Source organism: Paraburkholderia caribensis (assembly GCF_002902945.1).
Classification (GTDB): domain Bacteria; phylum Pseudomonadota; class Gammaproteobacteria; order Burkholderiales; family Burkholderiaceae; genus Paraburkholderia; species Paraburkholderia caribensis.
This window is the reverse complement of the sequence record NZ_CP026101.1, coordinates 747,889-774,104: the sequence shown is the minus strand read 5'-3', so window position 1 is coordinate 774,104 and position 26,216 is coordinate 747,889. Positions and strand designations below refer to the sequence as shown.

Below are 26,216 nucleotides of genomic sequence, written 5' to 3'. Positions count from 1 at the left end.
ACGCGGGCAACGGTACGCAGCAGGCGCACGACGCCTTCCTGCGCATCGCGACCAATCGACGAGAACGCACAATGATCAAGGTCAGCATCCTCTATCCGTATCGAGAAGGCGGACGTTTCGACGTCGACTATTACTGCGGCACGCACATGCCGCTCGCCGCGAAGCTGTTCGGCGCGGCGCTCAAGGGCTGGTCGGTCGATATCGGCATCAACGCCGGGCCGCCGGGCTCGCCGCCGCCGTTCGTGGCGGCAGGCCATTTTCTGTTCGATACGACAGACGCATTTTATGAAGTCTTCAAACCCGCCAGCGACACATTGCTCGCCGACATTCCGAATTACACGGACGGCGGCAACGGCAAGATCCTGATTAGCGAGGTCAAGGTCGCGGTCTAGCGCCGCGACGGGCGCGCACAGCCATTCTGACGAGGCGCGCAAAGCACGTCGCGCGCTCGATGTTTTCAGCCGTCCGCCGGCCCGCCGGCGCCATGCGTCCCGCCCCACGGGACGTTTTCTGAAGGAAAGGACCCACGATGTTCGGCGATATCGCCCGTTTTCTGCTCAATACCATTTTCACGCTGTTCGGCGCGGCGCTGCTGCTGCGCGCCTGGCTCCAGTTCATCCGCATGCAGCCGTACAACCCGGTGTCGAGCGCGGTGATGCAGGTGACCAACTGGCTCGTGCTGCCGCTGCGCAAGATTATTCCCAGCACGCGCGGGATCGACTGGGCGAGCATCGTCGCCACGCTGCTCACGTCGTTCGTGTATGTCGTGCTGATGGTGGCGATCGTCGGCGTCGATCCGCTCGGGCTGATGCCGTCGCTGCTGATCGTCGCGCTGCTGACCGTGATCAAATGGGCGCTGAACCTGCTGATCTGGCTGACCATCCTGATGGCGCTGCTGTCGTGGCTCAACCCGCGTTCGCCCGCCATGCCGATCCTGTATCAGTTGACGGCGCCGTTTCTCGATCCGCTGCGCAAGATCATGCCGCGCCTCGGCGGCATCGATCTTTCGCCGATCCTGCTGTTCGTGATCGTCCAGGTGTTGCTGATGGTCGTGACGCGCGCAGCGGTATCGCTGACGCTGTTCGGCATCTGAACGGGCCGGCGGCGCGCCGGGTGCGCTGCGCATCCGGCAATTTGCCCAAAGCCGCCGAAACCGCGTAAAATAGCGCGCTCTGCGGGCGTCGTATAATGGTAATACCCTAGCTTCCCAAGCTAGAGCCGTGGGTTCGATTCCCATCGCCCGCTCCACTTTCAGCCGCTCCCTCTGCCGCAGCACGCACTGGCGGAGAGATCAGGCGGAGAAGCCAGCGTGAGAGCCGCCTCCCTGAAGGCGGCTTTTTTATAGCGTGCGTCCTGCCGCGAATGTCAAACGACGCTCGAACGACGCGCCCTCACGCGCAGCCGTTTCCCGCCGCCACTCATGTCTTCATCACGATGATTCACGATCCGAACGAAGCCGGTCTGCCGCGCAATCCTTCCGGGCTTTCCAGCGACAACCCCACTGAACGGCCCGAAACCACCGACGCCACCGCGCCGGACAACGCGCTGCACCTGCGCCGCATCCGCAGCTTCGTGACGCGCGCCGGCCGCGTGTCGACGGGACAGCGCCGCGCGATGGACGAACTCGGCCCGCGCTTCGTCGTGCCCTACACGCCGGGGCAGCCTGATTGGGACGCCGTCTTCGGGCGCCGCGCGCCGCGCATTCTGGAGATCGGGTTCGGCATGGGCGCGACCACGGCCGAGATCGCGTCGCACCGCACCGGCGACGACTTTCTCGGCGTCGAAGTGCACGAGCCGGGTGTCGGCGCGCTGCTGAAGCTGATGGGCGACCAGAACCTGTCGAACATCCGCATCATCCAGCACGACGCCGTCGAGGTGCTCGAAAACATGATCGCGCCGCAGAGTCTGGACGGCGTGCACATCTTCTTTCCGGACCCGTGGCATAAGGCGCGTCACCACAAGCGCCGCCTGATCCAGCCGAAGTTCGTCGCGCTGCTGGTGTCGCGCATGAAGCCGGGCGCGTACATTCATTGCGCGACCGACTGGCAGAACTACGCGGAGCAGATGCTCGAAGTGCTCGGCGCCGAGCCCGCTTTGGAGAACACCGCCGATGGCTACGCACCCCGCCCCGACTATCGTCCTGTGACGAAGTTCGAGAAACGCGGCCTGCGCCTCGGGCATGGCGTGTGGGATCTGATTTACAAACGCCGCCCGAATAGCTGAAGCGCAACACCCGCTTCAGAAACAGAAACGGCCTGCGGTTCGCGAACCGCAGGCCGTTTTCACATCTGCCAGATACCCGGCAGAGCGGCAAGCACCTCAATCCGCCCAGCTCAACCCGCCGCTGTAGCCAATCAGCAGGATCAACAGGCCGAAGCCGATCCGATACCAGGCAAACGCGCTGAAATCGTGCGCCGCGATGTAGCGCAGCAGCCACCGCACGCATGCAAACGCGCTGACGAACGCCGCCAGAAAGCCGATCGAGAAAAGTCCGAGCGCATCCGTCGACAGTTCGTGCCAGCCCTTGTGCAGCTCGTAGACGGTCGCGCCGAAAATGATCGGGATCGCGAGGAAGAACGAGAACTCGGTCGCGACGCGCCGGTCGAGCCCGAACAGCATGCCGCCGATAATCGTCGAACCCGAGCGCGACATGCCGGGAATCAGCGCGAAGCATTGCGCGAGGCCGACCTTCAGCGCGTCGAGCGGGCTCATGTCGTCCACCGAATGCACGCGCGCCTGGACGTCGGGACGGTTGCGCTGCCGCGACTCGACCCAGAGAATCAGCACGCCGCCCACCACCAGCGCAAGCGCGACGGGCACGGGCGAGAACAGCACCGCCTTGATCGACTTCTCGAGCAGCAGACCCAGCACGATGGCCGGAATCGTCGCGATGATCACGTTGAGCGTGAAGCGGCGCGCCTCAGGCCGTGTCCCGAGCCCCGACACGACGTCGACGATGCGCTGACGGAACTCCCAGCACACGGCGAGAATCGCGCCCAGCTGGATCACGACATCGAAAGTCTTTTCCTGCGGCACATCGAAGTTCAGCACGCTGCCCGCGACGATCAGGTGACCCGTGCTCGAGACCGGCAGAAATTCGGTCAAGCCTTCCACGACGCCGAGAATCAGCGCCTTCAACGTGAGTATCCAGTCCATCCGTGGCCTTTTAGCTTGGAGTTGGTAGGCGATGCACAGCCGCGTCAGCAAGGCTGGTGCGGCCGTCCGGCCACGCGTATGTCACTTTTCGACGATCTGCACGCGTATGCCGTTTGTAAGGACCGTGATTGTACCGGGTTCGTAGTTCACTCCGGCAAATTGAAGCTGCTCGGGCTTGAATGTGTAGACGGGATAGTTGGCCAGCAGCTGGGTGGCCATCAGCGCCGCGGCCGCGTTGATCTGCTGCGCGTAGACCTGCGCGTTGCCGTCGACGCTGACGTTATCGACATTGGGTGAGCGCAGCACGACGGAACGGCTCTGCGGATCGTATTCGAGCTGGCTCGACAGCGTGAGCACACCGCTCACGGGTTGCTGCAGGAACGGACTGGCGAGCCGCGCATCGACCCGCACCGACACGCGGTTCGTATCGGGCAGCAAGCCGACGACTGGATTGCTCAACGCCACATCGAGCACCTGCGACACCGTGCGCTGATAGGGAAACTTGCGCTGGACGGCGTCCTGAACCTGCTTTTGCGAAAACGTGTAGTGATCCGGAATAAACGGAAACGTCGACGTGGCGCATGCGGCGAGCGGCGCCGTGATGCTCGCGGCCGCGCAGACGGACAGCGCGGAAATCAGAAAGCGGCGCCGTGCGGGCGCAGCGGTTTGGGTCATGCGGATTCTCCTGTCGGCCATGCGCGATGGCCGCTGTGAAACGGCGCGCGCCGCGTCGGTGTTGCCTGTTTTCCGGACCCGACCGGTCCGCGCCGGAGGCCGTACGGGACCGCGTCGGCGCACGGATTCGAGTGACTGTTTTCCGGCGGATGATCTGTGCCACAAGCCTGCGCCGCGATCACGGCCGCGTGTCGGCCTCCAGACGCGCGAGCCAGACGAGCGCCTCGTCGCGCGAGCCGCCGCACATTTCCGCCTGCGGCTGTAGACCCGAGCAGCAGGCCGGACGTTCCGGCTTGCCGAAAATCGCGCAGCGCAGATCGTCGCCGAGCTGCACGCAGCGCACGCCTGCGGGCTTGCCGTGCGGCATGCCCGGAATCGGGCTGGTGATCGACGGCGCGATACAGCACGCGCCGCAATCGGGGCGGCACGCGTGATCCGCGGTCGCGGACGGCGGTTGAGACAAAGGGACGGACACTACGCACTTCCTGAAACATGAACACGCTAAACAGCGGATCAATCGGTCGATAGCTTGACGCTGATCAAACCATCATTGTGCCATCTGCCGAGTGCGACCTTTTTACCCGATCTCGCGCGCACGTGCTCCCGTACACTCATTTGAGCTCAACCCACGCACGCGCGGCGCCTGCCCGGTTCGACCGGGCGTCACTGCGAGCCGCATCCAAAGCGGCTTGCGCATCGTCCGGCGGGCGTCTGGAGACCGATCCGATGAACACCGCTCCTTCCGGCCCACGCTTCCCCTCGGCGGATTCGCTGTTCCGCCCCGACCTGCTCGCCAAATACAGCGCGAACGGCCCGCGCTACACGTCCTATCCGACCGCCCTGCAGTTCCACGACGACTTCCCGCTCGACCACTATCGCCGCGCGGCCGCCGACAAAGGCGCGACGGAAACCGACCTGTCGCTGTACTTCCACATTCCGTTTTGCAACACCGTCTGCTTCTACTGCGGCTGCAACAAGGTCGTGACGAAGAACCGCGCGCGCTCGGCGCCATATCTCGCGCGGCTCAAGCGCGAAATCGCGTTGCAGGCGTCGCTGTTCGATACCGCGCGGCCCGTCTCGCAACTGCATTGGGGCGGCGGCACGCCGACGTTTCTGTCGCACGACGAAATGACGGAGCTGATGGCGACGACACACGAGCACTTCCTGCTGCGCAGCGACGCCGAAGGCGAGTTTTCGGTCGAAGTCGATCCGCGCGAAGCGTCGCCGAAGACCATCGTGCATTTGCGCAATCTCGGCTTCAACCGCCTGAGTCTGGGCGTGCAGGACTTCGATCCCGTCGTGCAGCGCGCGATCAACCGCATCCAGCCGCTCGAGATGACGGCCAGCGTGATGTGCGCCGCCCGCGCAACGGGCTTTCATTCGATCGGCGTCGATCTGATCTACGGGCTGCCGTATCAGACGGTCCGCAGCTTCAGCAGGACGCTCGACACGATGCTCGAACTCGCGCCCGACCGGCTTTCCGTGTTCGGCTACGCGCACATGCCGCAGCTCTTCAAGATGCAGCGGCAGATGGATGCGTCCGCGCTGCCCTCTCCCGCCGAGCGGCTCGCGCTGTTACGGCTCGTGGTCGAACGCCTGACGGGCGCGGGTTATGTCTACATCGGCATGGACCACTTCGCGCTGCCTACCGACGAACTCGCGCGCGCCCAGGCGCGACGCACGCTGCATCGGAATTTCCAGGGCTACAGCACGCGCGCCGAGTGCGATCTGATCGGCTTCGGGGCATCGTCGATCGGCAAGGTCGGCGATGTCTACGCGCAAAACGCGAAAGACCTGACGGGCTACGCGGCCGCCATCGACAAAGGCGAACTGGCGATCCAGCGCGGCGTGCGCCTGAGCGCCGACGACCGGCTGCGCCGCGACATCATCACGCAACTGATGTGCAATCTCGAACTGCGCTTCGACGAGTTCGAAGCTGCATACGGCATCCGCTTCCATGATGCGTTCGCGCCGGAACTGGAGCGGCTGCGCGCCTTCGAGGACGACGGTCTGGTGAAGATCGGCGCACGGCGGCTGGATGTGGAACTCGCCGGGCGGATGCTCGTGCGCAACATTGCGATGGTGTTCGACCGTTATCTCGGCCAGCAGGCGATGCAGCGCTTTTCGCGGACCGTCTGAACCGCATGGACGGGTCGGCTTGCCCGCTGACGGGTTTTCCGCCATAATCTGCGTCTTCGCTTGGCGTCAAAGCCGTGCGAGACAGCCTGCAAAGGCCGCAACACAAGCCCAGGTGGTGAAACAGGTAGACGCAGGGGACTCAAAATCCCCCGCCGCAAGGCGTGCCGGTTCGAGTCCGGCCCTGGGCACCAGAATTCAGCTTCACACGAACCCGCGTTCATCGTCAGATGCCGCGGGTTTTGTGTTTTCTGGCCGCGCGCCGTGCCCTTGTGCCCCGTGCTTGTAAAAAAGCCGGATCGCCTCACGGCCAATCCGGCTTCTGTCTGATCGGAAGCGTCAGGCGCGCGTCAGCGCCCGCCCGCCACGCCCGCCAACTGATGCGCAGCCGCACGCCTGCGTTTCACGACATAGCCGATCCACATCACGAAGAGCCACACTGGCACCAGCAGCACCGACACGTTGAGTCCTGGCGTCATCGCGAGAATGACGAGAATCATCGCCATGAACGCAAGACAGATCCAGTTGCCGACCGGGAACCATAGCGACCTGAACACGAGCGTCTCGCCCTGCGCGAGCATCGCGCGACGCGACTTCAGATGCGTGAGGCTGATCAGCGACCAGTTCAGCACCAGCGCGGCGACCACCAGCGCCATCAGCACGTCGAGCGCCTTCGCGGGAATCAGGTAATTGATGATCACGCAAGCAAACGTCGCCACCGCCGACAGGCCGATCGCCATGTACGGCACGCCCCGCCCGTCGACCCTGAGCAACGCGCGCGGCGCATTGCCCTGCTCGGCGAGACCGTACAGCATGCGGCTATTCGCGTAGACGCCGCTGTTGTACACGGACAATGCCGCCGTCAGCACGACCACGTTGAGCACGTTCGCCGTCAAACCCGCGCCGATCTGCGAAAAGATCATCACGAACGGGCTGCCGCCTTCCGCCACCTGATTCCACGGATACAGCGACAGCAATACCACCAGCGAGAGGATGTAGAAAATCAGAATTCGGTAGATCACCTGATTCACGGCCTTCGGAATGCTCTTTTGCGGATCGTCGGCTTCCGCGGCCGTGATGCCGATCAGTTCCAGCCCGCCGAACGAGAACATGATCACGGCGAGCATCATGAAGAGGCCGTGGAAACCGTACGGGAAGAAGCCGCCCTTGCTCCACAGGTTCGAGATCGATGCCTGCGGACCGCCATGCCCGCTCAGCAGCAGATAGCCGCCGAACACGATCATGCCGATCACGGCCACGACCTTGATGATGGCAAACCAGAACTCGGTCTCGCCGTACGCCTTTACGTTCGCGAGGTTGATCGCGTTGATGATGACGAAGCACACGAGCGCCGACACCCACGCCGGCACTTCCGGCCACCAGAAGTGCACGTAGGTGCCGACGGCCGTCAGTTCGGCCATGCTGACGAGCACATACAGCACCCAGTAGTTCCAGCCCGACAGGAAGCCGGGGAAATCGCCCCAGTACTTGTACGCGAAATGGCTGAACGAGCCCGCGACGGGTTCCTGCGCCACCATTTCGCCGAGCTGCCGCATGATCAGAAACGCGATGAAGCCGCCGATCGCGTAGCCGAGAATCATCGACGGCCCCGCCGACTTCAATACGCCCGCCGAGCCGAGAAAAAGCCCCGTGCCGATCGCGCCACCCAGCGCGATCAGCTGGATATGCCGGTTCTTCAGGCCACGCTTCAGGCCGTCATGCTGCTGTCCGTTGCTCAAGATGTCTCACTCCACTGCATTGAATACGCACTGCCCGGGCAGAACCCGTCCGGAAAAGCCGTAAATTGTACCCTTCGACGTAGTGCCCACCTATCGGGCAGACCCGGCGCGGTCCGCGTCGTGACGCGCTGCGCCTGCACTAGCGCCGCCGCGACAGATTTCCACGCAACCGCCAAACCGTTGCTCAACGTGTCCGAAAACTCCGTGTGATAGCGGTTGTCACCCTGACCCGCGTTCGGTATGTTCCCAGAATCCCGTCCAGCCGATGGAGTCGCCATGTCGCCGAAACGTCTGCTCTATGCCGTTCTCCTTGGCGCTTGCATCGCCACAACCGGCGTGTTCGCGCAGACGGGACAACCCGCGCCGCAAGCAGCGCCGGCGGCGGCGCCCGCCGCACCTGCGCCGGATATGCCGCCCGCTCCGCCCGCCCCCTCCGCCGCCGAGCCTGCACCGCCGCCGCCCGCAGCAGCGCCGGCCCCCGCGCCCCGCCCCGCCCCCGCCGCTGCCGCGCCGCCGAGCGGCCCGGTGCAGAACATCGTGCTGGTGCACGGCGCGTTCGTCGACGGTTCGAGCTGGAACGGTGTGATCGCGCGGTTGCAGAAGAAAGGCTATCGGGTTGCGTCGGTGCAGATTCCGCTGACGTCGCTCGCCGACGACCTCGCCGCGACGAAACGGGTGCTCGCCCAACTATCTGGTCCGACCGTGCTGGTCGGGCATTCGTGGGGCGGCGTGGTGATTACGGAGGCCGGCTCGGGACCGGACGCGTCGAAGGTGGTTGGCCTCGTCTACGTCTCGGCCATCGCGCCGGACGTCGGCGAGTCGGCCGTCGATATTTTGAAGCGCGGCCCGCAGATGCCCGCCAGCTCGGCAATGATCAAGGACAGCACCGGCTTTCTGTGGCTCGATCCCGCGCGATATCACAGCGATTTCGCCGCCGACGTGCCCGAAACCCTGACGCGCGTGCTGGTCGCCGCGCAGCAGCCAATCGCGGCCAAAGCCTTCGAGGAACGCGCAACGCAAGCCGCCTGGCGCTACAAACCGTCGTTCTACCTCGTGACGTCGCGCGACCGCGCCGTGTCGCCGGAAATCCAGCGCTGGATGGCGCACCGGATCGGCGCGACGATCGTCGAGACGCCGTCGAGCCATCTGGTGCCCGTCGCGCATGCGGGCGCGACGGCAGATGCAATCGACCGTGCAGCGAAGGAGTTCGGCAAGGAATGACGGCCGTGCGTCGCGAGCAGCGTCACGGCGACGGCACTGCGGCACAGTCGGGAATCCGCGCCAGCCGCGCCGCCGGCGAAATCACGATGATCCACGCCTGCACCGCAAAGCCGAGCGCGGCCGCGACCAGACAGGCGTCCATGCCGAAGCGGGCGCTGATCGTCGCGCCGAGCAGCGCGCCCACCGGCCGCGCGCCGTACGTCGCCGTGCTGTTGAGCGCCGACACACGGCCCATCATGCCCGCGGGCGTGATTGCCTGACGCAGCGTCGTCGAGCCGACCGTCCATAGAATCGGTCCCGCCCCCAGCAGAAAGAAGCTCGCCGCCGCGAGCCAGAACGACGGCGCGGCAAGCGTCGCGACCATCACGAGCGAAGCAGCCAGTCCGCAAAACGGCCCAACCAGCAACATGCGCCCGAACGTCATCCGCCGCGCGACGAAGGGCGCGGCGAGCGCCCCGCACACCATGCCGATGCCGAACGCGCCCAGCGTCGTGCCAATGGCCGACGCGCTCAAACCCAGCCGATGCACGGCATAAGGCACATACACCGCCTGCAGCGTGAAAAACCCGATGTTGAAGAACACGGCCGTCGCGAGCATCGGGCGCAGCAGTGAGTCGCCGAACACGAATCGCGCGCCGTCGCGCAACTCGACCATGAAATGACGCGTAGCCGTCGTCACGCGCGGCGGTTCATGCAGGCCGGCCAGCAACGCGGCCGCGAGCGTCGACAGGGCCGCCGCGCATCCGTAAGCCCAACCCGCGCCGATCCCGCCAACCAGCAGCCCGCCAAGCGCCGGCCCCGCCGAATACGCGACGCTGCGCGCCAGCTCGATGCGCCCATTCGCCACAGGAAGCGCAGCGCGCGACACGAGTGCAGGCACCAGCGCCGGCGCGGCGACGCTGTACGCCACCGTGCCCGTCGCCGCGAGAAAGCCGAGCACGGCGAGCAACGGCAGCGTCAACGCATGCGCCAGCACGAGCAGCAACACGCTCGCCATCGCCAGCGCGCGCACGCCTTCCGACACCGCCATCAACGCGCGGCGCGAGCGGCGGTCGGCGTAGACGCCGAGCGGTATCGACAGCAGCAGGAACGGCAGGGTCTGCGCCGTTTGCAACAGCCCGGTATCGCGCGCGGTCGCGCCGAGCGCGAATACGGCGACGAGCGGCGCGGCGGCAAGACTGATCTGCTCGGCGGATTGCGCGATCAGGTTGGACCACGCCAGCTGCTGGAACGGCGCGGGCAATAGCGCGCGGGATGAGAAAAACGGCAAGGGAAAGCGCATCGGCAGCCTCCGTGACGCGATGACGAAAAACCCATCGTCACGGTTTCAGCCGATCGTTACGCTCCGCTTCTTGCTCTGTGATTCCATCAGACAACGACGTGCCGCAGACGCGGATCAAGGCGCGTATGACGACGCCATGCCGCTTTCCAGCCCGTGATCGAGCGTCGTGCGGATCAGCGCGAGTCCGCGCGCGAGCGCATCGAGCGAGACCGCGCCGCTCATGCACACGCGGATCGCGTGCGGCGCGGCATTGCGGCCAATCACGAAGCTGTCGGCTGTTTTCACCAGCACCCCTTCCTGGCGCAGCGCCGCTGCGAATTCCGCCGCGCGCCACGGGTCGGGCAGCGGCAGCCACAGGTGCGAGCTGGTTGCCGCGCGCCGGTAAGCGACGCCTTCCAGCGCTTCGTCCGCGATCGCGTGCTCGGCGTCGATGCGCGCGCGCTGCAACGCGTTGAGCCGGTCCATCTCGCCGCTTTCGATCCAGCGCGACACGATCTCGGCCATCAGCGGTGCCGTCATCCAGCAGTCGCTGCGGATCACAGCGGCGACCTTCGAGCACCACGCGCTAGGCGCCTGCAGATAGCCGACCCGCAACCCCGGCGCAACCGACTTCGACAGCCCCGCGATCAGGAACGCCTGTTCCGGCATGCGCACGGCGAGCGGCTCGGGCGGCGCTTCCATCAGCATCGCGGGAACGATGTCCTCGATCAGCAGCACGCTGTGACGCTGCAGGATTTCCGCGACGGCGTCGCGCCGTTGTTCCGACATCGTCGCCGTCGTCGGATTGTGGATGGTCGGCACGCAGAAGATCGCGCGCGGATGCAGCGACTTGCACGCGAGTTCCAGCGCGCCGGGCACCAGCCCTTCCTGATCTATCTCGACGCCGACCAGATGCAGCCGCAGTTGCCGCGCGAGCGCGATGATGCCCGGATAGCTGACCACCTCGGCCAGCACGGTGTCGCCCGGACGCGTGACGGCGCGCAGCACCGACGCCAGTGCATGCTGCGCGCCCTGCGTGACGAGCACGCGAGCGGCGCTCGCCGGACTGCCCGCGCGGCCGAGCCAGGCGGCGCCCGCGAGCCGGTGGCGCATCGAGCCGGCTTCGGGCGCGTATTGCAGCAGTTCGGCTGCGAGGCGCTGGTCGGTGGCGATCCCGGCGAGCGTCGTGCACAGCGCCGCCGCCTCTTCCGTCGACTGCGGCACGTTCTGACCCAGGTCGATCAGCGGCGGCGCGCTGACCACGCCGGTACGCAGCGTCCCGTAGCCGCTGGCAGCGGGCGGCAACTCGCGCGAACGCGCCTGCGCGACATACGTGCCGTCGCCGACGCGCGCGTTCGCGAGGCCCTGCCGCTCCAGTTCGGCATAGGCGCGGCTGATCGTGCCCGTCGTCACCTTCAGTTCGCCCGCAAGCGAACGGTGCGGCGGCAACTTCTCGCCGGCGGGCAATTGCCCATTGAGGATGGCCTGCGCGAACGCGCGGGCAATGACCTGATATTTCGGTTCGCTGCCCGCCTCGATTCGTGGCAGCCAGGCATTCATCGCCATGTTGCGACGGTCTCCGGAAGTTCGTTGAGTTGTGTCACTCGATGATACGCAACGCATATCTCGGAATTGGATGCAGTCATTTACTTTTATTGAAGCGATTGAGTTGCCCGCGCCACATTCATAGCATGGCGTCATTCTTATCCCATTCGAGACGCATTGCGCAGCACATTGAATGCCGCACTGCGTCAATTCAGGAGGAGACGCCTGATGGATCGTGAAGCAAGCGAGGCCGTGAACCGCCTCGCGCAAACGGCCCGCATCACCCGGATCGACATAACGCAGCATCAGCTGGTGCTCGATCCGCCCTTCCCCGCCTCGTGGGATAGCCAGCCGCGCCGCAAATTTCCCGCCACGATCGTGCGCGTGCACGACGACGCCGGCCGGGTCGGCATCGGCTCCGGCGACGCGATGTACGGCTTCGCCGACTACCAGCATCTGTTCATCGGCAGCGATCCGCTCGACCTCGCGCGCCACAGCGCCGTGCTCGACAACATCGGCTTTCACGCCGGCCGTCCGTGGCCGCTCGATATCGCGCTGTGGGACCTCGCCGGAAAAATTCGCGGGCAGGCGTGCTGGCGGATGGCGGGCGGACGCAGCAACCGGATTCGCGCGTACGCGTCGAGCGGCGTGCATCGCCGCCCCGACGAGATGGCGCGCATGGCGCTGCATGTCGTCGAACGCGGCTTTCCGGCGCTCAAGATCCGCTTCGGGCGTCCGCAACTGAAAGACGATCTCGCCGTGCTCGCCGCCGTGCGCGAAGCCGTCGGCGACCGGCTCGAACTGATGGTCGACTGCAACCAGGGCTGGCGCATGCCGTGGGACACGGCGGCGCCGTGGACTTTCGACGAAGCGCTCGCTGTCGCGCGCGAACTGGAAAAGCACAATGTCTACTGGATGGAAGAGCCGCTGCATCGCGGCGACTACGACGGCATGGCGCGGCTGCGCAAGGCGGTGTCGCCGGCATTGCGCATGGCCGGCGGCGAGATGACACGCGAGCGCTACGAGTTCGATCAACTGCTCGCGCGCGATTGCCTCGATGTGTTCCAGCCGGACGTCGCGTGCTCGCTCGGCATGGAAGGGCTGCGCAAGCTCGCGCAAGCCGTCGAGGCGCACGGCAAGGTCTTCACGCCGCACACGTGGGGCAATGCCATCGGCCTCGCTGCGAACCTGCATCTGACGGCGGGCGCCGCGAGCGCGCCGTTCATCGAATTTCCGTACGACCCGCCCGAATGGTCGATCGCGCGCCGCGACTTCATGCTGAAAAGCCCGATCGATATCGACAGCGAAGGCTGGATCACGCTGTCCGACGCGCCGGGCCTCGGTCTTTCCATCGACGAAATGATCCTCGCCGCGACGCTCGGCTCCAGTAGCACATACGGCTGACGCCTCGGCCCAAAAGGCGCTCGACGACAGCGCCAGACATCCAATCACAATCGGAGACACACCATGCAGATCAGATCCCTGATGCGCACCGTCACGGTCGCGCTTGCCGCCGGCGCGTTATGGCCCGCCGCCGCTCACGCCGGCGCCTGGTGCTCGGCGGGCAAACCCGTGCGCTTTGCGGGCGTCACGTGGGAAAGCGGCTCGTTCACGTCGGAAGTGCTGCGCTTCATCACGGAGAAAGGCTACGGCTGCAAGACGGACACGATTCCAGGCAACACGGCCGCGACGGAAACGGCGCTGTCGCGCGACGACCTGCAAGTGTGGTCCGAACAGTGGACGGGCCGCTCGGAAATCATCGCGAAAGCGGTGAACGACGGCCGCGTGAAGCTGCTCGGCGACACGCTGCCGGGCGGCACCAACGAAGGCTGGTTCGTGCCCGAGTATGTCGTGAAGGGCGACGCGAAGCGCAACATCAAGCCCGTTGCGCCGAACCTCGCGTCCGTGACCGATCTGCCGAAGTACAAAGGCGTGTTCGAAGACGACGAAGAGCCCGGCAAAGGCCGCTTCCTGAACTGCCCGTCGGGCTGGGACTGCGAGCGCGTGAACCGGCGTCTGTTGAAGACGCTGAATCTCGACGATTCATACACCGACTTCCGCCCCGGCACGGGCGCCGCGCTCGATGCCGCGATCGAATCGGCATATCAGCGCGGCAAGCCGATCCTCTTCTACTACTGGGAACCCGCCGCGCTGATGGCGAAGTACAAGTTCGTCCAGCTGAAGATGCCCGCGTTCAACCAGAAGTGCTGGGACACACTGCGCGCGGATAACAGCACGTCGCAATGCGCGTCGTCGTATCTCGTGTCGCATCTGAAGGTCGGCGTATCGACGCCGTTCTATCAGGCCGAGCCGCAACTGATGGACACCTACTCGAAAGTCAGCTTCCCGATGGACTTCCTCAACAAGACCATCCTCGACATGACGAGCAAGAAGATCGACGGCCCGACGATGGCAAGGCAGTTCCTGCGCGATCACCCTGACATGTGGAGAGCATGGGTGCCCACCGACGTCGCGCAAAAGGTTCAGGCCGCGCTGGCTGGCTGATATCGACACCGACGCGTCATGACGCACGGGAGGGTTTCAACATGAATTCGATCTTTCTACATCTGTCGATCGCCGACTGGGTGAACGACCATGTGCAATCGTTCGTTGCCGCGTACGGCGACAGCTTCCACGACTTCAGCACGGCGCTGTTGCGCTACGTGCTGGTGCCGCTCGAAGGCGCGCTGCGCGCGACGCCCGCCTGGGCGATCCTGATCGCTGTCGGCCTGCTCACGCTGAACGCGACGCGGCGCATCGGCATTGCGGCCTTTTTCGTGCTGCTGCTGTATGTGATCGGCTGCTTCGGTCTGTGGGACAAGCTGATGCAGACGCTCGCGCTGATGCTGGTCGCGACCGTGCTGTCTGTCGCGCTCGGCGTGCCGCTTGGCATCTGGGCGTCGCGCAGCCCGTGGATGCGGCGCGTGCTGCTGCCCGTGCTCGACATCATGCAGACGCTGCCGAGCTTCGTGTATCTGATCCCCGTGCTGATGCTGTTCGGCCTCGGCAAGGTGCCCGCGATTCTCGCGACGATCATCTACGCGCTGCCGCCGCTGATCCGCCTGACCGATCTCGGCATCCGTCATGTGGATGCGGATGTCGTCGAAGCGGCGCGCGCCTTCGGCACGACGCGCTGGCAGTTGCTGGTCAACGTGCAGTTGCCGCTCGCGCGTCCCAGCATCATGGCGGGTATCAACCAGACCACGATGATGGCGCTGTCGATGGTGGTGATCGCGTCGATGATCGGCTCGCGCGGACTCGGCGAAGACGTGCTCGCCGGCATCCAGACGCTCGATATCGGCAAGGGCATGCAGGCGGGCATCGCGATCGTGATTCTCGCGATCGTCATCGACCGGATCAGTCAGGGCTACGGGCAGGACCGCCGCACGCGCAGGCTCGTCGCGCAGCGCCGCAAGGCGAAGGCGGCGTCGCGCGTTCCCTATCGGAACGCGGGCGCGCCGCGTGAAGACGGCGCGCCGGCGGCAGCCAACGAAAACGCCACGCAGCGCGGCCTCGAAGCCCGCACGGCGGACTGACGGAGGGCATGGACATGTCATCGATCGAAGTGAAGAACGTGTACAAGCTCTTTGGCCCGGAAGCCGGTCACCGGCGCGTGCTCGACCTGCTGAAGAGCGGCCGCAGCAAGGCTGAAGTGCTCGCGCAAACGGGCTGCAACGTCGGCCTGAACAACGTGAGCCTGCATATCGGTTCGGGCGAGATTTACGTGATCATGGGTTTGTCGGGTTCAGGCAAGTCGACGCTCGTGCGCCACTTCAACCGGCTGATCGAGCCGACGGCGGGCGAGATCGTGATCGACGGTTCGGACGTCATCAAGCTCGACCCGCACGGTCTGCGCGAATTGCGCCGCTACAAGGTCAGCATGGTGTTCCAGAACTTCGGCCTGCTGCCGCATCAGACCGTGCTCGACAACACCGCGTATGCACTGCGCACGCGCGGCGAGAGCAATGCGGAAGCGAACGAGAAGGCGCGCATGTGGCTCGGCAAGGTCGGGCTCGACGGGTACGGCGATCATTATCCCGATGAGCTGTCGGGCGGCATGCGGCAACGCGTCGGTCTGGCGCGCGCGCTCGCCGCCGATACCGACGTGCTGCTGATGGACGAAGCCTTCTCCGCGCTCGATCCGCTGATCCGCACGGAAATGCAGGACCAGCTTCTGCAACTGCAGGCGACGCTCAACAAGACCATCGTGTTCATCACGCACGATCTGGACGAAGCGCTGCGCATCGGCAACCGCATCGCGATTCTGCGCGACGGCACGCTGGTGCAGGAAGGCACGCCGAACGAGATCCTCACGAAGCCCGCCGACGATTACGTGGCGCGCTTCGTCGAGCGGCGCTCGGGCGCGCACTAAGTCTGGTCGTGCGCTGACGCTGGCGGGGCAAACCAGGGCGGCGGGTAAAATGCAGGCAATGACGGCGTCCTTCGCAACGAAGGACGCCGTCGACGTTTGATGCATCGCTGCTCGTGTCCGCCCTTCTGCCCGCTCCAATGAATCTCGAAAGCGTTCTCTTTTCCCAAGGTTTCGGTTCGCGCCGCCAGTGCCGCGCATTGATCGCGGACGGCCGCGTGTCGGTCGGCGGCGCGACGCTCGCCGATCCCGACGCCGACGTCGATACCAATGCGCTGGCGTTCGAAGTCGACGGCGCGGCCTGGCCTTATCGTGAGCGCGCATACATCCTGCTCAACAAGCCTGCGGGCTATGAATGCTCGCGCGATCCGCAGCATCATTTGAGCGTGTTCAATCTGTTGCCCGCGCAGTTTGCGACGCGCGGCGTCCAGTGCGTGGGCCGGCTCGATCAGGACACGACGGGCCTGCTGCTGCTCTCAGACGACGGCCAGTTCGTCCACGCGTACACGTCGCCGAAACGCAAAGTGCCCAAGGTCTACCTCGCGACGACCCGTCATCCGCTCGACGACGCGCAACTCACCGCATTGCGCGAAGGCGTGCTGCTGCACGGCGAAGCGAAGCCGATCGCGGCCGTCGCCGCTCATGCGCGCGGCGAACACGCGCTGGAACTCACCGTGCTGGAAGGCAAATACCATCAGGTGAAGCGGATGGTCGCGGCGGCGGGCAACCGTGTAGAGGCGCTGCATCGCGAGCGGGTCGGTGGGCTGGCGTTGCCGGCTTCGCTCGCTGAAGGCGCGTGGCAATGGCTCGATGAAGCCGACCTGGGCGCATTACGGAACGGGTAAACGATCAATGCCCGCCCCGCCTCGTCTCAAGCCATTGAGACTACGTGGGATTCCGAACAAAAGCGCCACAAAAACCTTGCAGAACGCTGCGCCGCAGCATGCTTGCTCCGAACGCCCGTCCTATACTCGGATCAACAAAGATTACAAAGCAGGCAAGGAGGCGCCATGGTCATCTACGGCAACCTGGCGGTTTCATACGCGATGATCGCGTTCATCGGGCTCGGGCTTTTGCTGATTGGCGGCGTGCTGGCCGTCATGCATCGTCGGCACAGGTACGAGCCGAATCTGCTCGCTGCGCTGATCGGCGCGTTCTTCTGCTTCCTGTTACTGGAAGCGCTACCTGCCCTCACCTGATCGCTGCGTTTTCCGTTATGGCTTGTCTGGGCGCGGCTGCGTGCGGCTCGGGCACGCCACCGTGCGCAGAAAGTCGTCGACGCTCGGATAGCGCAATCTGAAACGCAACTCGCGCTTCAGCCGCGTGTTGACGAGCCGGCGCGACTCGCGCATGAACGACAGCATCATCTCGCCGAGCTGCTGTTCTGCTTCGTCGCGTGCAATGCGCGGCGCGTGCTCGATGCCGAATGCATCCGCCACCCGGTCGAAGTACTCGCCCATTTTCAACGTCGTGTCGTCGGACGCGTGGATCACGCGCGACGGTCGAGCGTGCGTCGACATACGCAGCAGGATCGCGGCGAGATCGTCGGCGTGGATGTGGTTCGTGTAGACGTCGTCGGCATCGACGAGCGCTGGCGTGCGTTTTTCCAGCCGCGCGAGCGGCAGCCGGTTGCCCGCGTAGATGCCCGGAATGCGCGCGATGCTGGCCGTGATCGCACGTCGCGCCGCCGCGCGCCGCAATTGCGTCTCCGCCGACACGCGGCGTTTCGCGCGCTCGTTGGCGGGCGCGACAGGACGCGTTTCGTCGAGCCACGCGCCGCCGCAGTCGCCATAGACGCCCGTCGTGCTCGCATAGACCACGCGCGAACGCCGGCTCGGCCGATGCCCGGCCCGCGAAGCCGGACACCCCCCGTCGGGTACAATACTAGATGTTTTGCGCGCACGAATGCCGTGCTGCGCGCGCCGCAAGCGCCCCGTCGCCAGATGACGGGCACGCCGGGCACGCGGCGCAGTCAGCGTGGCGATCAGCGCGCGCGTGCGCGTGTCGGCCTCGCCCATTCTTTGCGGAGGCGCGAGATGCAGGACGGTCGGCGCGAGATGGGCAAGACGAGCCAGGCTCGCGCGCACGTCGAGATCGCCGACAATCGGCGTGACGCCCGCCGCGCGCAGTTCGTCGCGGCGCTCCGCGTGACTGGTGAGCGCACAGAGGCGTGCGCGTCCTTGCAGTTGCCGCACGCAGCGCATGCCGACATCGCCGCAACCGACGATCAGCACGCGCGGTCTGCGCAATTTTCGTGTCGCTTTCATCGTGGACGCATTGTAGCCGCGATCCACGACACGCATTGGTTACCGACTTTCTGTATTCGAAGACTGAACGACTTATGGCATTCAACGTAACGCTCCGGCAAAGCGGCCGGCAGTTTCAGGTGGAACCCGACGAACCCGTGCTGACAGCCGCCCTTCGCCAGGGTATCGGCCTGCCGTACGGCTGCAAGAACGGCGCATGCGGCTCGTGCAAGGGTGCGGTGGTCGGCGGCGAGGTCGAGCAGCGTGCGCATTCGTCGTCGGCGCTGTCGAACGATGAGAAGACACGCGGCCTCGCGCTGCTGTGTTGCGCGACCGCGTGCACCGACCTCGAGATCGACATCCGCGAAGTGACGGGCATCGGCGACGTGCAGATCAAGAAATTGCCGTGCCGTGTGAGCGCCATCGAGCGCAAGGCCGACGACGTCGTCGTGCTGAAACTGCAACTGCCCGCGAACGAGCGCCTGCAATATATGGCGGGCCAGTACCTGGAATTCATCCTGAAGGACGGCAAGCGCCGCAGCTATTCGATGGCGAGCGCGCCGCACGCGGACGGTCCCGTCGAACTGCATATCCGCCACATGCCGGGCGGCGCGTTCACGGACCACGTCTTCAACACGATGAAGGAGCGCGACATCCTGCGCTTCGAGGCGCCGCTCGGCACGTTCTTCCTGCGCGAAGAGTCGGACAAGCCGATCGTGCTGCTCGCGTCGGGCACGGGCTTCGCGCCGCTGAAGGCGATCGTCGAGCATGCGGTGTTCAAGAACATCACGCGCCCGATGACGCTCTACTGGGGCGCGCGTCGCAAGAAAGACCTGTACATGATGGAGCTCGCCGAGCAATGGGCGCGCGAGATTCCGAACTTCAAGTTCGTGCCGGTTCTCTCGGAACCGGATGCGGACGACGCATGGACGGGCCGCACTGGCTTCGTTCATCGGGCCGTCATCGAAGATCTGCCAGACTTGTCGGCGTATCAGGTGTATGCGTGCGGCGCGCCGGTGATGGTCGAGTCGGCGCAGCGCGATTTCACGCAGCATCATCGCCTGCCGGAAGACGAGTTCTATGCGGATTCGTTCACGAGCGCAGCCGATCTCGCGAACCCCGTCTGATCGTTGCGCCAGCACGCTTCACTTCTGAGAACGGCCGGCAGTGCGTAGAGACATGCAAATTGCAGGTTTACACGGGCGCCGGCATTGTCGTATTCTTTCGCGCATGAACCGCATCCAGTCCGAACTTCGACGTCGCCGCTCGCTGCTCCCTTAGGGGCGCCGCTGGCTTCGTCACGGATTCGCGCGAACAACGCGCACGCAGTTCGAATCATGAAAGCCACGGCATGCCGTGGCTTTTTGTATTTCTGCCTTACCCGTCGTGCTTTTTTCTTTCCGTTGCTGGGCCATGTTGTCCGAGGCGGTTTTTCATCCCTGTTTGCCTGGAGCCTGTAGCCATGAACTTCAATGAGTATCCGATCGATTCGCTGATGTACATCACGAACCGGCCCGAAATCGTTTTCACGCACGGCAAGGGCTCGTGGCTCTACGACAACACCGGCAAGCGATATCTGGATTTCATTCAGGGTTGGGCGGTCAACAGCCTGGGCCATTGCAACGACGGCGTGATCGAAGCGCTGACGCAGCAGGCGCGCACGCTGATCAATCCGTCGCCCGCGTTCTACAACGAACCGATGGCGAAGCTCGCGGGCCTGCTTACGCAGCACAGCTGCTTCGACAAGGTGTTCTTCACGAACAGCGGCGCCGAGGCAAACGAAGGCGCGATCAAGCTGGCGCGCAAGTGGGGCAAGAAGTTCAAGGGCGGCGCATACGAGATCATCACGTTCGATCACAGCTTCCACGGCCGCACGATCGCGACGATGTCCGCAAGCGGCAAGCCGGGCTGGGACACGATCTACGCACCGCAGGTGCCAGGCTTTCCAAAGGCTGACCTGAACGACATCGCGTCCGTCGAGAAGCTCATCAACGACAAGACCGTCGCCGTGATGCTGGAGCCGATCCAGGGCGAAGGCGGCGTGATCCCTGCATCGCGCGAGTTCATGCAGCAACTGCGCGCGCTGACAACGAAGCACAACCTGCTGCTGATCGTTGATGAAGTACAGAGCGGCTGTGGCCGTGCGGGCACGCTGTTCGCGTACGAGCTGTCGGGTATCGAGCCGGACGTGATGACGCTGGCGAAGGGTATCGGCAGCGGCGTGCCGCTTGGCGCGCTGTTGTGCAAGAAGCATGTCGAGGTGTTCGAAGCGGGCGACCAGGGCGGCACGTACAACGGCAATCCGCTGATGACGGCGGCCGGGTATTCGGTGATCTCGCAGTTGACGGCGCCTGGCTTTCTCGATGGCGTGAAGGCGCGTGGTGAATATCTGCGCACGAAGCTGCTGGAACTGTCTGCCGAGCGTGGCTTCGAGGGCGAGCGCGGCGAGGGTCTGCTGCGTGCGCTGCTGCTTGGGAAGGATATCGGCAACCAGATCGTCGAGAAGGCGCGTTTGATGCAGCCGGATGGGCTGCTGCTGAATGCCGCGCGTCCGAATCTGCTGCGTTTCATGCCTGCTTTGAACGTGACGACGGAAGAGATCGATCAGATGATGGCGATGTTGCGGTCGATTCTGGATACGCTGTGATTGACGCTTCGTCCATGTCGATTCGCGTGTTCGACGCGGGCGACACGGATGCCGTGATCGCGCTGTGGCTCGAAGCGTTTCCTGAGTATCAGGATGCGAGCCGGCCGCAGCGTAATCCGCATCTGTCGATCGCCAACAAGCTGGCTACGCAGCCTGAACTGTTCTTTGTCGCCGTGAAGGATGGGGGCATCGTTGGAACTGTGATGGCTGGGTATGATGGGCATCGGGGCTGGCTGTATTCGCTTGCGGTCGGGGCGGCGTCCAGGCGCCTTGGGATTGGCACTGCACTTGTGCGGCATGCGGAAGCGGCGCTCGCCGCGCGCGGGTGTCCTAAGGTCAATCTTCAGGTGCTGAGCGCAAAGGCTGATGTGCAGGCCTTTTATGAGTCGCTGGGGTATGTTGCTGATGCCGTGGTTAGTCTTGGGAAACGGTTGGGGGCGGTGGCTTAGGTTTGGGTTTTTTTGGGTTTTTTTGGGTTTTTTTGGCTTCGCCTTCGCTTCTTCTGGCAGCCGCGTTATGCCTTCGCGATTCACACGTCGCCGTTCGCCGTTCGGCGTTTCGGCCTTTGCGCTGGCATCCGCGTTACGTTAGCTCGCTTCACGCGTCGCCCCTGTGCGGGGCGGCACCTACTTTTCTTTGCCGCCGCAAAGAAAAGTAGGCAAAAGAAAGCGGCTCACACCGCCAGTGCTTGACGTTTACCCACGGGCCCCCAACGTCCCCATCCTTCACACACCAGCGCCTTGGTTGGTGCCCGTTGCCAACGCTTCGAACAAACGCCTCACCCGCTTCAATTACCCGTACCCGGGCCAGCGGCAGCGAATGGTATGTGCCGCCCAGGTGGCAAACTGTGTGTCGGCCTTCGCGCCATACGCGCACCACTCCGGACTGAAAAGCGGGGACGGTGTTTCTTGCAAGAACGCCGAGTTGTGCGGCGCGCCGACCTACACACAGTTTGCCACCTGGGCGACGGAGGACTGTCTGGCGTGGCGTGCTGTGACGCGGGTATATGAAGCGGGTGAGGCGTACATAGAGAGCGCTGGCAGCGAAGGCGAACAGATATGCTGCCGCGTGAAGTACGGGGACGTGGGGGGCCCGTGGGCAAACGTCAAGCACTGGCGGTGTGAGCCGCTTTCTTTTGCCTACTTTTCTTTGCGGCGGCAAAGAAAAGTAGGTGCCGCCCCGCACAGGGGCGACGCCTGAAGCACGCTAACGTAACGCGGATGCCAGCGCAAAGACCAAAACACCGAACGGCGACGTGTGAATCGCGAAGGCATAACGCGGACGCCAAAAGAAGCAAAGGCGAAGCCAAAACCAAAACCCAACCCCACGACAAAACAAAAAAGGCCACACGCCTGAACGTGCAGCCCTCCCTGCTAAAACAAAAAAAACCAACCGCGAAAGTTACTCGCCGAGATACGCGGCCCGCACCTTCGGATCATCGAGCATCTGCTTGGCGTCGCCAGACATCGTGACAGTACCTGAATCCATCACATAACCACGGTCAGCCGCCTGCAGCGCAAGCCGAGCATTCTGCTCAACGAGCATGACCGTGATGCCTTCCTTGGAAATCTCGCGCACCACTTCGAAGATCTTCTCGACCATGATCGGAGACAAACCCATCGACGGCTCGTCGAGCAGCAACAGCTTCGGCTTCGAGATAACAGCACGCGCCATCGCCAGCATCTGCTGTTCACCGCCGGAGAGCGTACCGGCCAGCTGAGTAGCACGTTCCTTCAGGCGAGGAAAGAACCCGAACATCCGCTCGACGTCCTTCTTGATGCCTTCGGTATCGCTGCGCAGATAAGCACCCATCTGCATGTTCTCGACAATCGACATGCGCGCGAAGATCCCGCGCCCTTCCGGCACCATCGCGAGGCCGCGCTTCAAAAGCTCATGCGGCGGCACGCCCTTGATCGACTGCCCCATGTACTCGATATCGCCAGCCGAGTACGGCTTCAGGCCCGTAATGGCCTTCATGGTCGTCGTCTTGCCCGCGCCATTCGCGCCGATCAGCGTCACGAGCTCGCCCTGCGCGATCTCCAGGTCGACACCCTTGACGGCCTGAATGCCGCCGTAGTTGACCTGCAGGCCCTTGATTTTCAACATTGCCGTAGCCATCAGTGGACCCCCGCACCCAGATAAGCCTCGATCACCTTCGGGTCCTTCTGCACGTCGTGCGGCAGACCTTCAGCGATCACCTTGCCATAGTCGAGCACTGTCATCCGGTTGCACAGGCCCATCACCAGTTTCACGTCGTGCTCGATCAGCAGGATCGTCTTGCCGTCCGCACGAATCTTGTCGAGCAGCTTCGTCAGTTCGACCTTCTCCGTGGCGTTCATGCCGGCGGCCGGTTCGTCGAGTGCGAGCAGCTTCGGATCGGTCGCCAGTGCGCGCGCGATCTCCAGACGGCGCTGGTGACCGTACGACAGGTTGCGCGACGTGTAGTCCGCATACTGCAGCACGCCCACGTATTCGAGCAGTTCCAGCGCGCGTTCCTTGATCTCGCGCTCTTCCTGGCGCTCAGCCGGCGTCTGGAACACGGCGCCAAGCAGGCCGTGCTTCGTGCGCACGTGACGGCCGACCATCACGTTTTCCAGCGCAGTCATCCCGCCGAACAGACGGATGTTCTGGAACGTACGCGCGATGCCCGCCTTCGCCACCTGATACACAGCCGTCGGCGTGTAAGGCGTGCCGTCGAGCTTGAACTCGCCCGAGTCCGGCGTGTAGAGACCGGTAATCACGTTGAAGAACGTGGTCTTGCCGGCGCCGTTCGGACCGATCAGACCGTAAATCGTGCCTTCCTCGATCTCGAGGCCGACATCCGACAGCGCCTGCAAACCGCCGAAGCGCTTGTTCACGCCCTTCACGGACAGACGGATTTTCTTGTCGCTCATGTTTTCTGCTCCCCTGTCGGTTAAGCGCGCACCGGCTTCTTGTTGCTGCGCTTCGCAATCTTCGCGATCTTGTCTTCGTGCTTCGGCGACGGCCACAGGCCTTCCGAGCGGTACAGCATGATCAGCACCATCGCGAGTGCGTACACGAGCTGACGAATCACTTCCGTATCGACGATTTCATGACCGAAGATCAGGTGTTGCAGCGGACCCATCGTCGAACGCAGGAATTCGGGCAGCACGGCGAGCAGCACCGCGCCAAGGATCACGCCCGGGATATGGCCCATGCCGCCCAGCACCACGCAGGCCAGCACGACGATCGATTCCGGCAGCGTGAACGATTCTGGCGACACGAAGCCCTGGAACGCGCCGAACATCGCGCCCGACAGGCCGCCGAACGACGCGCCCATCGCGAACGCCAGCAGCTTCACGTCACGCGTGTTGATGCCCATCGCCTTGGCGGCGATTTCGTCTTCGCGGATCGCCGCCCATGCACGGCCGATACGCGAGTGCTGCAAACGCGTACACACCCAGATCACGAACAGCGCGCACAGCACGAACAGGTAGTAGTACGAGTACACCGACGGAATCGTCAGGCCGAACAGCGAGTGCGTCTGCGAGAGGCTGAAATCGCCGACGTGAACGGGGTCGATGCCCGTGATGCCTTTCGGGCCGTTCGTGATGTTCGCCGGACGGTCGAGGTTGTTCAGGAAGATCCGCACGATTTCCCCGAAGCCCAACGTCACGATCGCGAGGTAGTCGCCGCGCAGACGCAAAGTCGGCGCACCGAGTATCACCCCGCAGATCGCGGCGACTGCCATCGCGCACGGCACGATAATCAGGAACGGCACGTGCAGGCCGCCCGGCGCGAGATGCGCGATCCATTCGAACTGCGACGACAGATGCGGCGAGCTCAGCAACGCTGCCGTGTACGCGCCGACCGCATAGAACGCGATGTAGCCCAAATCCAGCAGGCCGGCAAAGCCGACCACCACGTTCAGACCTAGCGCGAGCATCACATACAGCATCGCGAAGTCGAGCACGCGGACCCAGTAGTTGCCGCCGGCCGTGCCGATGACAAAGGGCGCTGCGATCACGAACACGGCGGTGATGATGCCCACCGTCAGCGTCTTCGTCAGGTTCCGTTCAGGGATGAGCGTCGTGGACGGCTCGATCGGTTGAATTGAGGTCATTATGTTTGCTCCTTACCCTTGCGCCCGTTAGGCACGATCCGCGACACGTTCGCCCAGCAGGCCCGACGGACGGAACACCAGCACGATGATCAGCACGATGAATGCGAACACGTCCTGGTAGTTACTGCCGAACACGCCACCCGTGAGGTTGCCGATATAGCCGGCGCCCAGCTGTTCGATCAGACCGAGAATCACGCCGCCCACCATCGCGCCGCCGAGATTGCCGATACCGCCCAGCACCGCTGCCGTGAACGCCTTCAGGCCGGGGATGAAGCCCATGTAGAAGTGCGCGTTGCCGTATTCCGACGCGATCATCACGCCCGCCAGCGCTGCGAGCGCCGAGCCGATCATGAAGGTCGCCGAGATCACGAAGTTCGGGTTCACGCCCATCAGGGAAGCGACGCCCGGGTTCTCGGCGATCGCGCGCATCGCGCGGCCGAGCTTGGTCTTGTGCACGAGGAGCAGCAGGCCCGCCATCACGAGGAACGCGACGACGATGATCACGATTTCAGTCATCGAGATCACGGCGCCAGGCGTCGTATCGGTGGCCTTGATCACGTTCAGCGGATCGGTCGGCAGCAGCTGCGGGAACGGCAGTGGGTTGCGCGACCAGATCATCATCGCGAGCGTCTGCAGCAGGATCGACACGCCGATCGCGGTGATCAGCGGGGCGAGACGCGGCGCCTTGCGCAACGGCCGGTACGCCACCCGCTCGATCGTGTAGCCCACTACCGCGCACACGACGGCCGCGATGACCAGCGCAATGCACAGCGTCGGCACGTTGCCGAGACCGGGGAAATGATTCTGCAACACGCCGATGGCCGAGAGCGCGACCATCGCGCCCACCATCAGCACGTCGCCGTGCGCGAAGTTGATGATGCCGAGAATGCCGTACACCATCGTGTAGCCCAGTGCGATGATGGCGTAGACGCTGCCAAGCACCAGTCCGTTGAGAACCTGCTGGATGAAAATATCCATTTAATGCTCCTTAGCCCGTGCGACTGGATTCACGCTCTTCATCTGCCGGTTGGCCCTGATGCTTCACGTAAATCGCAACGGCACTGCGGGTACTGATGTAAAAGACCGGTAAGGGTTATCTTCGTCGAGCGTCTGTAGCCACTGGGTTGCAGCGGCCCG

Annotated in this window: 25 protein-coding genes and 2 tRNA genes; 16 read left to right on the top strand and 11 right to left on the bottom strand. The window is 64.3% G+C overall.

Features of this window, described 5'->3' with window-relative positions; genetic code table 11:
- Nucleotides 1–71: 71 nt before the first annotated feature.
- The 4 genes from C2L66_RS03425 to trmB all read left to right on the top strand — a co-directional run bounded on the left by C2L66_RS03425 (nt 72) and on the right by trmB (nt 2,223).
- Nucleotides 72–392 carry an EthD family reductase gene (locus C2L66_RS03425; RefSeq protein WP_054933969.1) on the top strand — a complete coding sequence of 107 codons (321 nt, stop codon included), beginning with the start codon at nt 72–74 and terminating at the stop codon, nt 390–392.
- Between the two features lie 137 nt (nt 393–529).
- Nucleotides 530–1,093: a YggT family protein gene (locus C2L66_RS03420; protein ID WP_060602017.1), complete on the top strand. Its 564-nt coding sequence runs from the start codon at nt 530–532 to the stop codon at nt 1,091–1,093.
- 81 nt (nt 1,094–1,174) lie between these two features.
- Nucleotides 1,175–1,248: transfer RNA gene (locus tag C2L66_RS03415), tRNA-Gly, on the top strand.
- A 186-nt stretch (nt 1,249–1,434) separates the two neighbouring features.
- The gene (gene trmB, locus C2L66_RS03410; protein ID WP_060602020.1) at nt 1,435–2,223 is read left to right on the top strand and encodes a tRNA (guanosine(46)-N7)-methyltransferase TrmB; all 789 of its coding nucleotides are present in this window, start codon (nt 1,435–1,437) and stop codon (nt 2,221–2,223) included.
- Nucleotides 2,224–2,319: 96 nt separating this feature from the next.
- On the opposite strand, the gene C2L66_RS03405 is transcribed toward trmB, so the two are convergent.
- The 3 genes from C2L66_RS03405 to C2L66_RS03395 form a co-directional block, all read right to left on the bottom strand.
- Nucleotides 2,320–3,156, bottom strand: coding sequence for an undecaprenyl-diphosphate phosphatase (locus tag C2L66_RS03405; protein WP_054933956.1), 837 nt, complete (start codon nt 3,154–3,156; stop codon nt 2,320–2,322).
- Between the two features lie 81 nt (nt 3,157–3,237).
- Nucleotides 3,238–3,831 (bottom strand): DUF1439 domain-containing protein, encoded by a 594-nt coding sequence (locus C2L66_RS03400; protein ID WP_060602023.1) that lies wholly within the window; start codon nt 3,829–3,831, stop codon nt 3,238–3,240.
- Nucleotides 3,832–4,009: 178 nt separating this feature from the next.
- A complete protein-coding gene (locus C2L66_RS03395) occupies nt 4,010–4,306 on the bottom strand; it encodes a YkgJ family cysteine cluster protein (protein ID WP_054933954.1) in 297 nt (98 codons plus the stop codon).
- 251 nt (nt 4,307–4,557) lie between these two features.
- Here C2L66_RS03395 and hemN point away from each other — a divergent pair, with 251 nt between their 5' ends.
- Complete coding sequence (hemN, locus tag C2L66_RS03390) at nt 4,558–5,970, top strand: oxygen-independent coproporphyrinogen III oxidase (RefSeq protein WP_060602025.1); 1,413 nt, start codon at nt 4,558–4,560, stop codon at nt 5,968–5,970.
- A 106-nt stretch (nt 5,971–6,076) separates the two neighbouring features.
- A tRNA-Leu gene (locus C2L66_RS03385) sits at nt 6,077–6,161 on the top strand.
- A 156-nt stretch (nt 6,162–6,317) separates the two neighbouring features.
- On the opposite strand, the gene C2L66_RS03380 is transcribed toward C2L66_RS03385, so the two are convergent.
- Nucleotides 6,318–7,706, bottom strand: coding sequence for an amino acid permease (locus C2L66_RS03380; RefSeq protein ID WP_060602028.1), 1,389 nt, complete (start codon nt 7,704–7,706; stop codon nt 6,318–6,320).
- A gap of 276 nt (nt 7,707–7,982) precedes the next feature.
- Between C2L66_RS03380 and C2L66_RS03375 the strand changes: the two genes are divergently transcribed.
- Nucleotides 7,983–8,927, top strand: a complete 945-nt coding sequence (locus tag C2L66_RS03375; protein WP_060602031.1) for an alpha/beta fold hydrolase — start codon at nt 7,983–7,985, stop codon at nt 8,925–8,927.
- 22 nt (nt 8,928–8,949) lie between these two features.
- Here the strand turns inward: C2L66_RS03375 and C2L66_RS03370 are convergent, their stop codons facing one another.
- Both C2L66_RS03370 and C2L66_RS03365 read right to left on the bottom strand, forming a co-directional pair.
- The gene (locus C2L66_RS03370) at nt 8,950–10,209 is read right to left on the bottom strand and encodes an MFS transporter (RefSeq protein WP_060602034.1); all 1,260 of its coding nucleotides are present in this window, start codon (nt 10,207–10,209) and stop codon (nt 8,950–8,952) included.
- 114 nt (nt 10,210–10,323) lie between these two features.
- On the bottom strand, nt 10,324–11,754 hold the full coding sequence (locus C2L66_RS03365; protein ID WP_060602037.1) for an aminotransferase-like domain-containing protein: 1,431 nt from the start codon (nt 11,752–11,754) through the stop codon (nt 10,324–10,326).
- A gap of 207 nt (nt 11,755–11,961) precedes the next feature.
- Here C2L66_RS03365 and C2L66_RS03360 point away from each other — a divergent pair, with 207 nt between their 5' ends.
- The 6 genes from C2L66_RS03360 (at nt 11,962) to C2L66_RS03335 (ending at nt 17,301) form a co-directional block, all read left to right on the top strand.
- Entirely contained in the window at nt 11,962–13,137 is a 1,176-nt protein-coding gene (locus C2L66_RS03360) for a mandelate racemase/muconate lactonizing enzyme family protein (RefSeq protein ID WP_060602039.1), read from the top strand.
- Between the two features lie 63 nt (nt 13,138–13,200).
- Nucleotides 13,201–14,238: an ABC transporter substrate-binding protein gene (locus tag C2L66_RS03355; RefSeq protein ID WP_060602042.1), complete on the top strand. Its 1,038-nt coding sequence runs from the start codon at nt 13,201–13,203 to the stop codon at nt 14,236–14,238.
- Between the two features lie 41 nt (nt 14,239–14,279).
- Nucleotides 14,280–15,269 carry an ABC transporter permease gene (locus C2L66_RS03350; protein ID WP_060602044.1) on the top strand — a complete coding sequence of 330 codons (990 nt, stop codon included), beginning with the start codon at nt 14,280–14,282 and terminating at the stop codon, nt 15,267–15,269.
- A 14-nt stretch (nt 15,270–15,283) separates the two neighbouring features.
- Nucleotides 15,284–16,105: a quaternary amine ABC transporter ATP-binding protein gene (locus C2L66_RS03345; RefSeq protein ID WP_082670380.1), complete on the top strand. Its 822-nt coding sequence runs from the start codon at nt 15,284–15,286 to the stop codon at nt 16,103–16,105.
- Nucleotides 16,106–16,242: 137 nt separating this feature from the next.
- On the top strand, nt 16,243–16,947 hold the full coding sequence (locus C2L66_RS03340; RefSeq protein WP_060602050.1) for a pseudouridine synthase: 705 nt from the start codon (nt 16,243–16,245) through the stop codon (nt 16,945–16,947).
- Between the two features lie 165 nt (nt 16,948–17,112).
- Nucleotides 17,113–17,301, top strand: a complete 189-nt coding sequence (locus C2L66_RS03335) for a hypothetical protein (RefSeq protein ID WP_035986131.1) — start codon at nt 17,113–17,115, stop codon at nt 17,299–17,301.
- 15 nt (nt 17,302–17,316) lie between these two features.
- Here the strand turns inward: C2L66_RS03335 and C2L66_RS03330 are convergent, their stop codons facing one another.
- A complete protein-coding gene (locus tag C2L66_RS03330; RefSeq protein ID WP_060602783.1) occupies nt 17,317–18,369 on the bottom strand; it encodes a Rossmann-fold NAD(P)-binding domain-containing protein in 1,053 nt (350 codons plus the stop codon).
- A gap of 74 nt (nt 18,370–18,443) precedes the next feature.
- Between C2L66_RS03330 and C2L66_RS03325 the strand changes: the two genes are divergently transcribed.
- The 3 genes from C2L66_RS03325 (at nt 18,444) to C2L66_RS03315 (ending at nt 21,444) form a co-directional block, all read left to right on the top strand.
- Entirely contained in the window at nt 18,444–19,475 is a 1,032-nt protein-coding gene (locus tag C2L66_RS03325) for a CDP-6-deoxy-delta-3,4-glucoseen reductase (protein ID WP_054933940.1), read from the top strand.
- 335 nt (nt 19,476–19,810) lie between these two features.
- Entirely contained in the window at nt 19,811–20,995 is a 1,185-nt protein-coding gene (locus C2L66_RS03320; protein ID WP_054933939.1) for an acetylornithine transaminase, read from the top strand.
- A 14-nt stretch (nt 20,996–21,009) separates the two neighbouring features.
- Complete coding sequence (locus C2L66_RS03315; RefSeq protein ID WP_405083812.1) at nt 21,010–21,444, top strand: GNAT family acetyltransferase; 435 nt, start codon at nt 21,010–21,012, stop codon at nt 21,442–21,444.
- A 952-nt stretch (nt 21,445–22,396) separates the two neighbouring features.
- On the opposite strand, the gene C2L66_RS03305 is transcribed toward C2L66_RS03315, so the two are convergent.
- The 4 genes from C2L66_RS03305 to C2L66_RS03290 are packed head-to-tail and all read right to left on the bottom strand — an operon-like array spanning nt 22,397 to nt 26,057.
- Nucleotides 22,397–23,113 (bottom strand): ABC transporter ATP-binding protein, encoded by a 717-nt coding sequence (locus tag C2L66_RS03305; RefSeq protein WP_012400004.1) that lies wholly within the window; start codon nt 23,111–23,113, stop codon nt 22,397–22,399.
- Nucleotides 23,113–23,889: an ABC transporter ATP-binding protein gene (locus C2L66_RS03300; RefSeq protein ID WP_054933937.1), complete on the bottom strand. Its 777-nt coding sequence runs from the start codon at nt 23,887–23,889 to the stop codon at nt 23,113–23,115. Before C2L66_RS03300 ends, C2L66_RS03305 begins: the two co-directional genes overlap by 1 nt.
- Nucleotides 23,890–23,909: 20 nt before the next feature.
- Nucleotides 23,910–25,079, bottom strand: a complete 1,170-nt coding sequence (locus tag C2L66_RS03295; RefSeq protein ID WP_054933936.1) for a branched-chain amino acid ABC transporter permease — start codon at nt 25,077–25,079, stop codon at nt 23,910–23,912.
- Nucleotides 25,080–25,106: 27 nt separating this feature from the next.
- Nucleotides 25,107–26,057, bottom strand: a complete 951-nt coding sequence (locus C2L66_RS03290) for a branched-chain amino acid ABC transporter permease (RefSeq protein ID WP_035986146.1) — start codon at nt 26,055–26,057, stop codon at nt 25,107–25,109.
- Between the last annotated feature and the right edge of the window lie 159 nt (nt 26,058–26,216).

Coding starts and splice junctions, on each gene's coding strand:
- C2L66_RS03425 (WP_054933969.1), top strand. CDS start 72: ATGATCAAGGTCAGCATCCTCTATCCGTATCGAGAAGGCGGACGTTTC.
- C2L66_RS03420 (WP_060602017.1), top strand. CDS start 530: ATGTTCGGCGATATCGCCCGTTTTCTGCTCAATACCATTTTCACGCTG.
- trmB (WP_060602020.1), top strand. CDS start 1,435: ATGATTCACGATCCGAACGAAGCCGGTCTGCCGCGCAATCCTTCCGGG.
- C2L66_RS03405 (WP_054933956.1), bottom strand. CDS start 3,156: ATGGACTGGATACTCACGTTGAAGGCGCTGATTCTCGGCGTCGTGGAA.
- C2L66_RS03400 (WP_060602023.1), bottom strand. CDS start 3,831: ATGACCCAAACCGCTGCGCCCGCACGGCGCCGCTTTCTGATTTCCGCG.
- hemN (WP_060602025.1), top strand. CDS start 4,558: ATGAACACCGCTCCTTCCGGCCCACGCTTCCCCTCGGCGGATTCGCTG.
- C2L66_RS03375 (WP_060602031.1), top strand. CDS start 7,983: ATGTCGCCGAAACGTCTGCTCTATGCCGTTCTCCTTGGCGCTTGCATC.
- C2L66_RS03370 (WP_060602034.1), bottom strand. CDS start 10,209: ATGCGCTTTCCCTTGCCGTTTTTCTCATCCCGCGCGCTATTGCCCGCG.
- C2L66_RS03365 (WP_060602037.1), bottom strand. CDS start 11,754: ATGGCGATGAATGCCTGGCTGCCACGAATCGAGGCGGGCAGCGAACCG.
- C2L66_RS03360 (WP_060602039.1), top strand. CDS start 11,962: ATGGATCGTGAAGCAAGCGAGGCCGTGAACCGCCTCGCGCAAACGGCC.
- C2L66_RS03355 (WP_060602042.1), top strand. CDS start 13,201: ATGCAGATCAGATCCCTGATGCGCACCGTCACGGTCGCGCTTGCCGCC.
- C2L66_RS03350 (WP_060602044.1), top strand. CDS start 14,280: ATGAATTCGATCTTTCTACATCTGTCGATCGCCGACTGGGTGAACGAC.
- C2L66_RS03345 (WP_082670380.1), top strand. CDS start 15,284: ATGTCATCGATCGAAGTGAAGAACGTGTACAAGCTCTTTGGCCCGGAA.
- C2L66_RS03340 (WP_060602050.1), top strand. CDS start 16,243: ATGAATCTCGAAAGCGTTCTCTTTTCCCAAGGTTTCGGTTCGCGCCGC.
- C2L66_RS03335 (WP_035986131.1), top strand. CDS start 17,113: ATGGTCATCTACGGCAACCTGGCGGTTTCATACGCGATGATCGCGTTC.
- C2L66_RS03330 (WP_060602783.1), bottom strand. CDS start 18,369: ATGAAAGCGACACGAAAATTGCGCAGACCGCGCGTGCTGATCGTCGGT.
- C2L66_RS03325 (WP_054933940.1), top strand. CDS start 18,444: ATGGCATTCAACGTAACGCTCCGGCAAAGCGGCCGGCAGTTTCAGGTG.
- C2L66_RS03320 (WP_054933939.1), top strand. CDS start 19,811: ATGAACTTCAATGAGTATCCGATCGATTCGCTGATGTACATCACGAAC.
- C2L66_RS03315 (WP_405083812.1), top strand. CDS start 21,010: ATGTCGATTCGCGTGTTCGACGCGGGCGACACGGATGCCGTGATCGCG.
- C2L66_RS03305 (WP_012400004.1), bottom strand. CDS start 23,113: ATGGCTACGGCAATGTTGAAAATCAAGGGCCTGCAGGTCAACTACGGC.
- C2L66_RS03300 (WP_054933937.1), bottom strand. CDS start 23,889: ATGAGCGACAAGAAAATCCGTCTGTCCGTGAAGGGCGTGAACAAGCGC.
- C2L66_RS03295 (WP_054933936.1), bottom strand. CDS start 25,079: ATGACCTCAATTCAACCGATCGAGCCGTCCACGACGCTCATCCCTGAA.
- C2L66_RS03290 (WP_035986146.1), bottom strand. CDS start 26,057: ATGGATATTTTCATCCAGCAGGTTCTCAACGGACTGGTGCTTGGCAGC.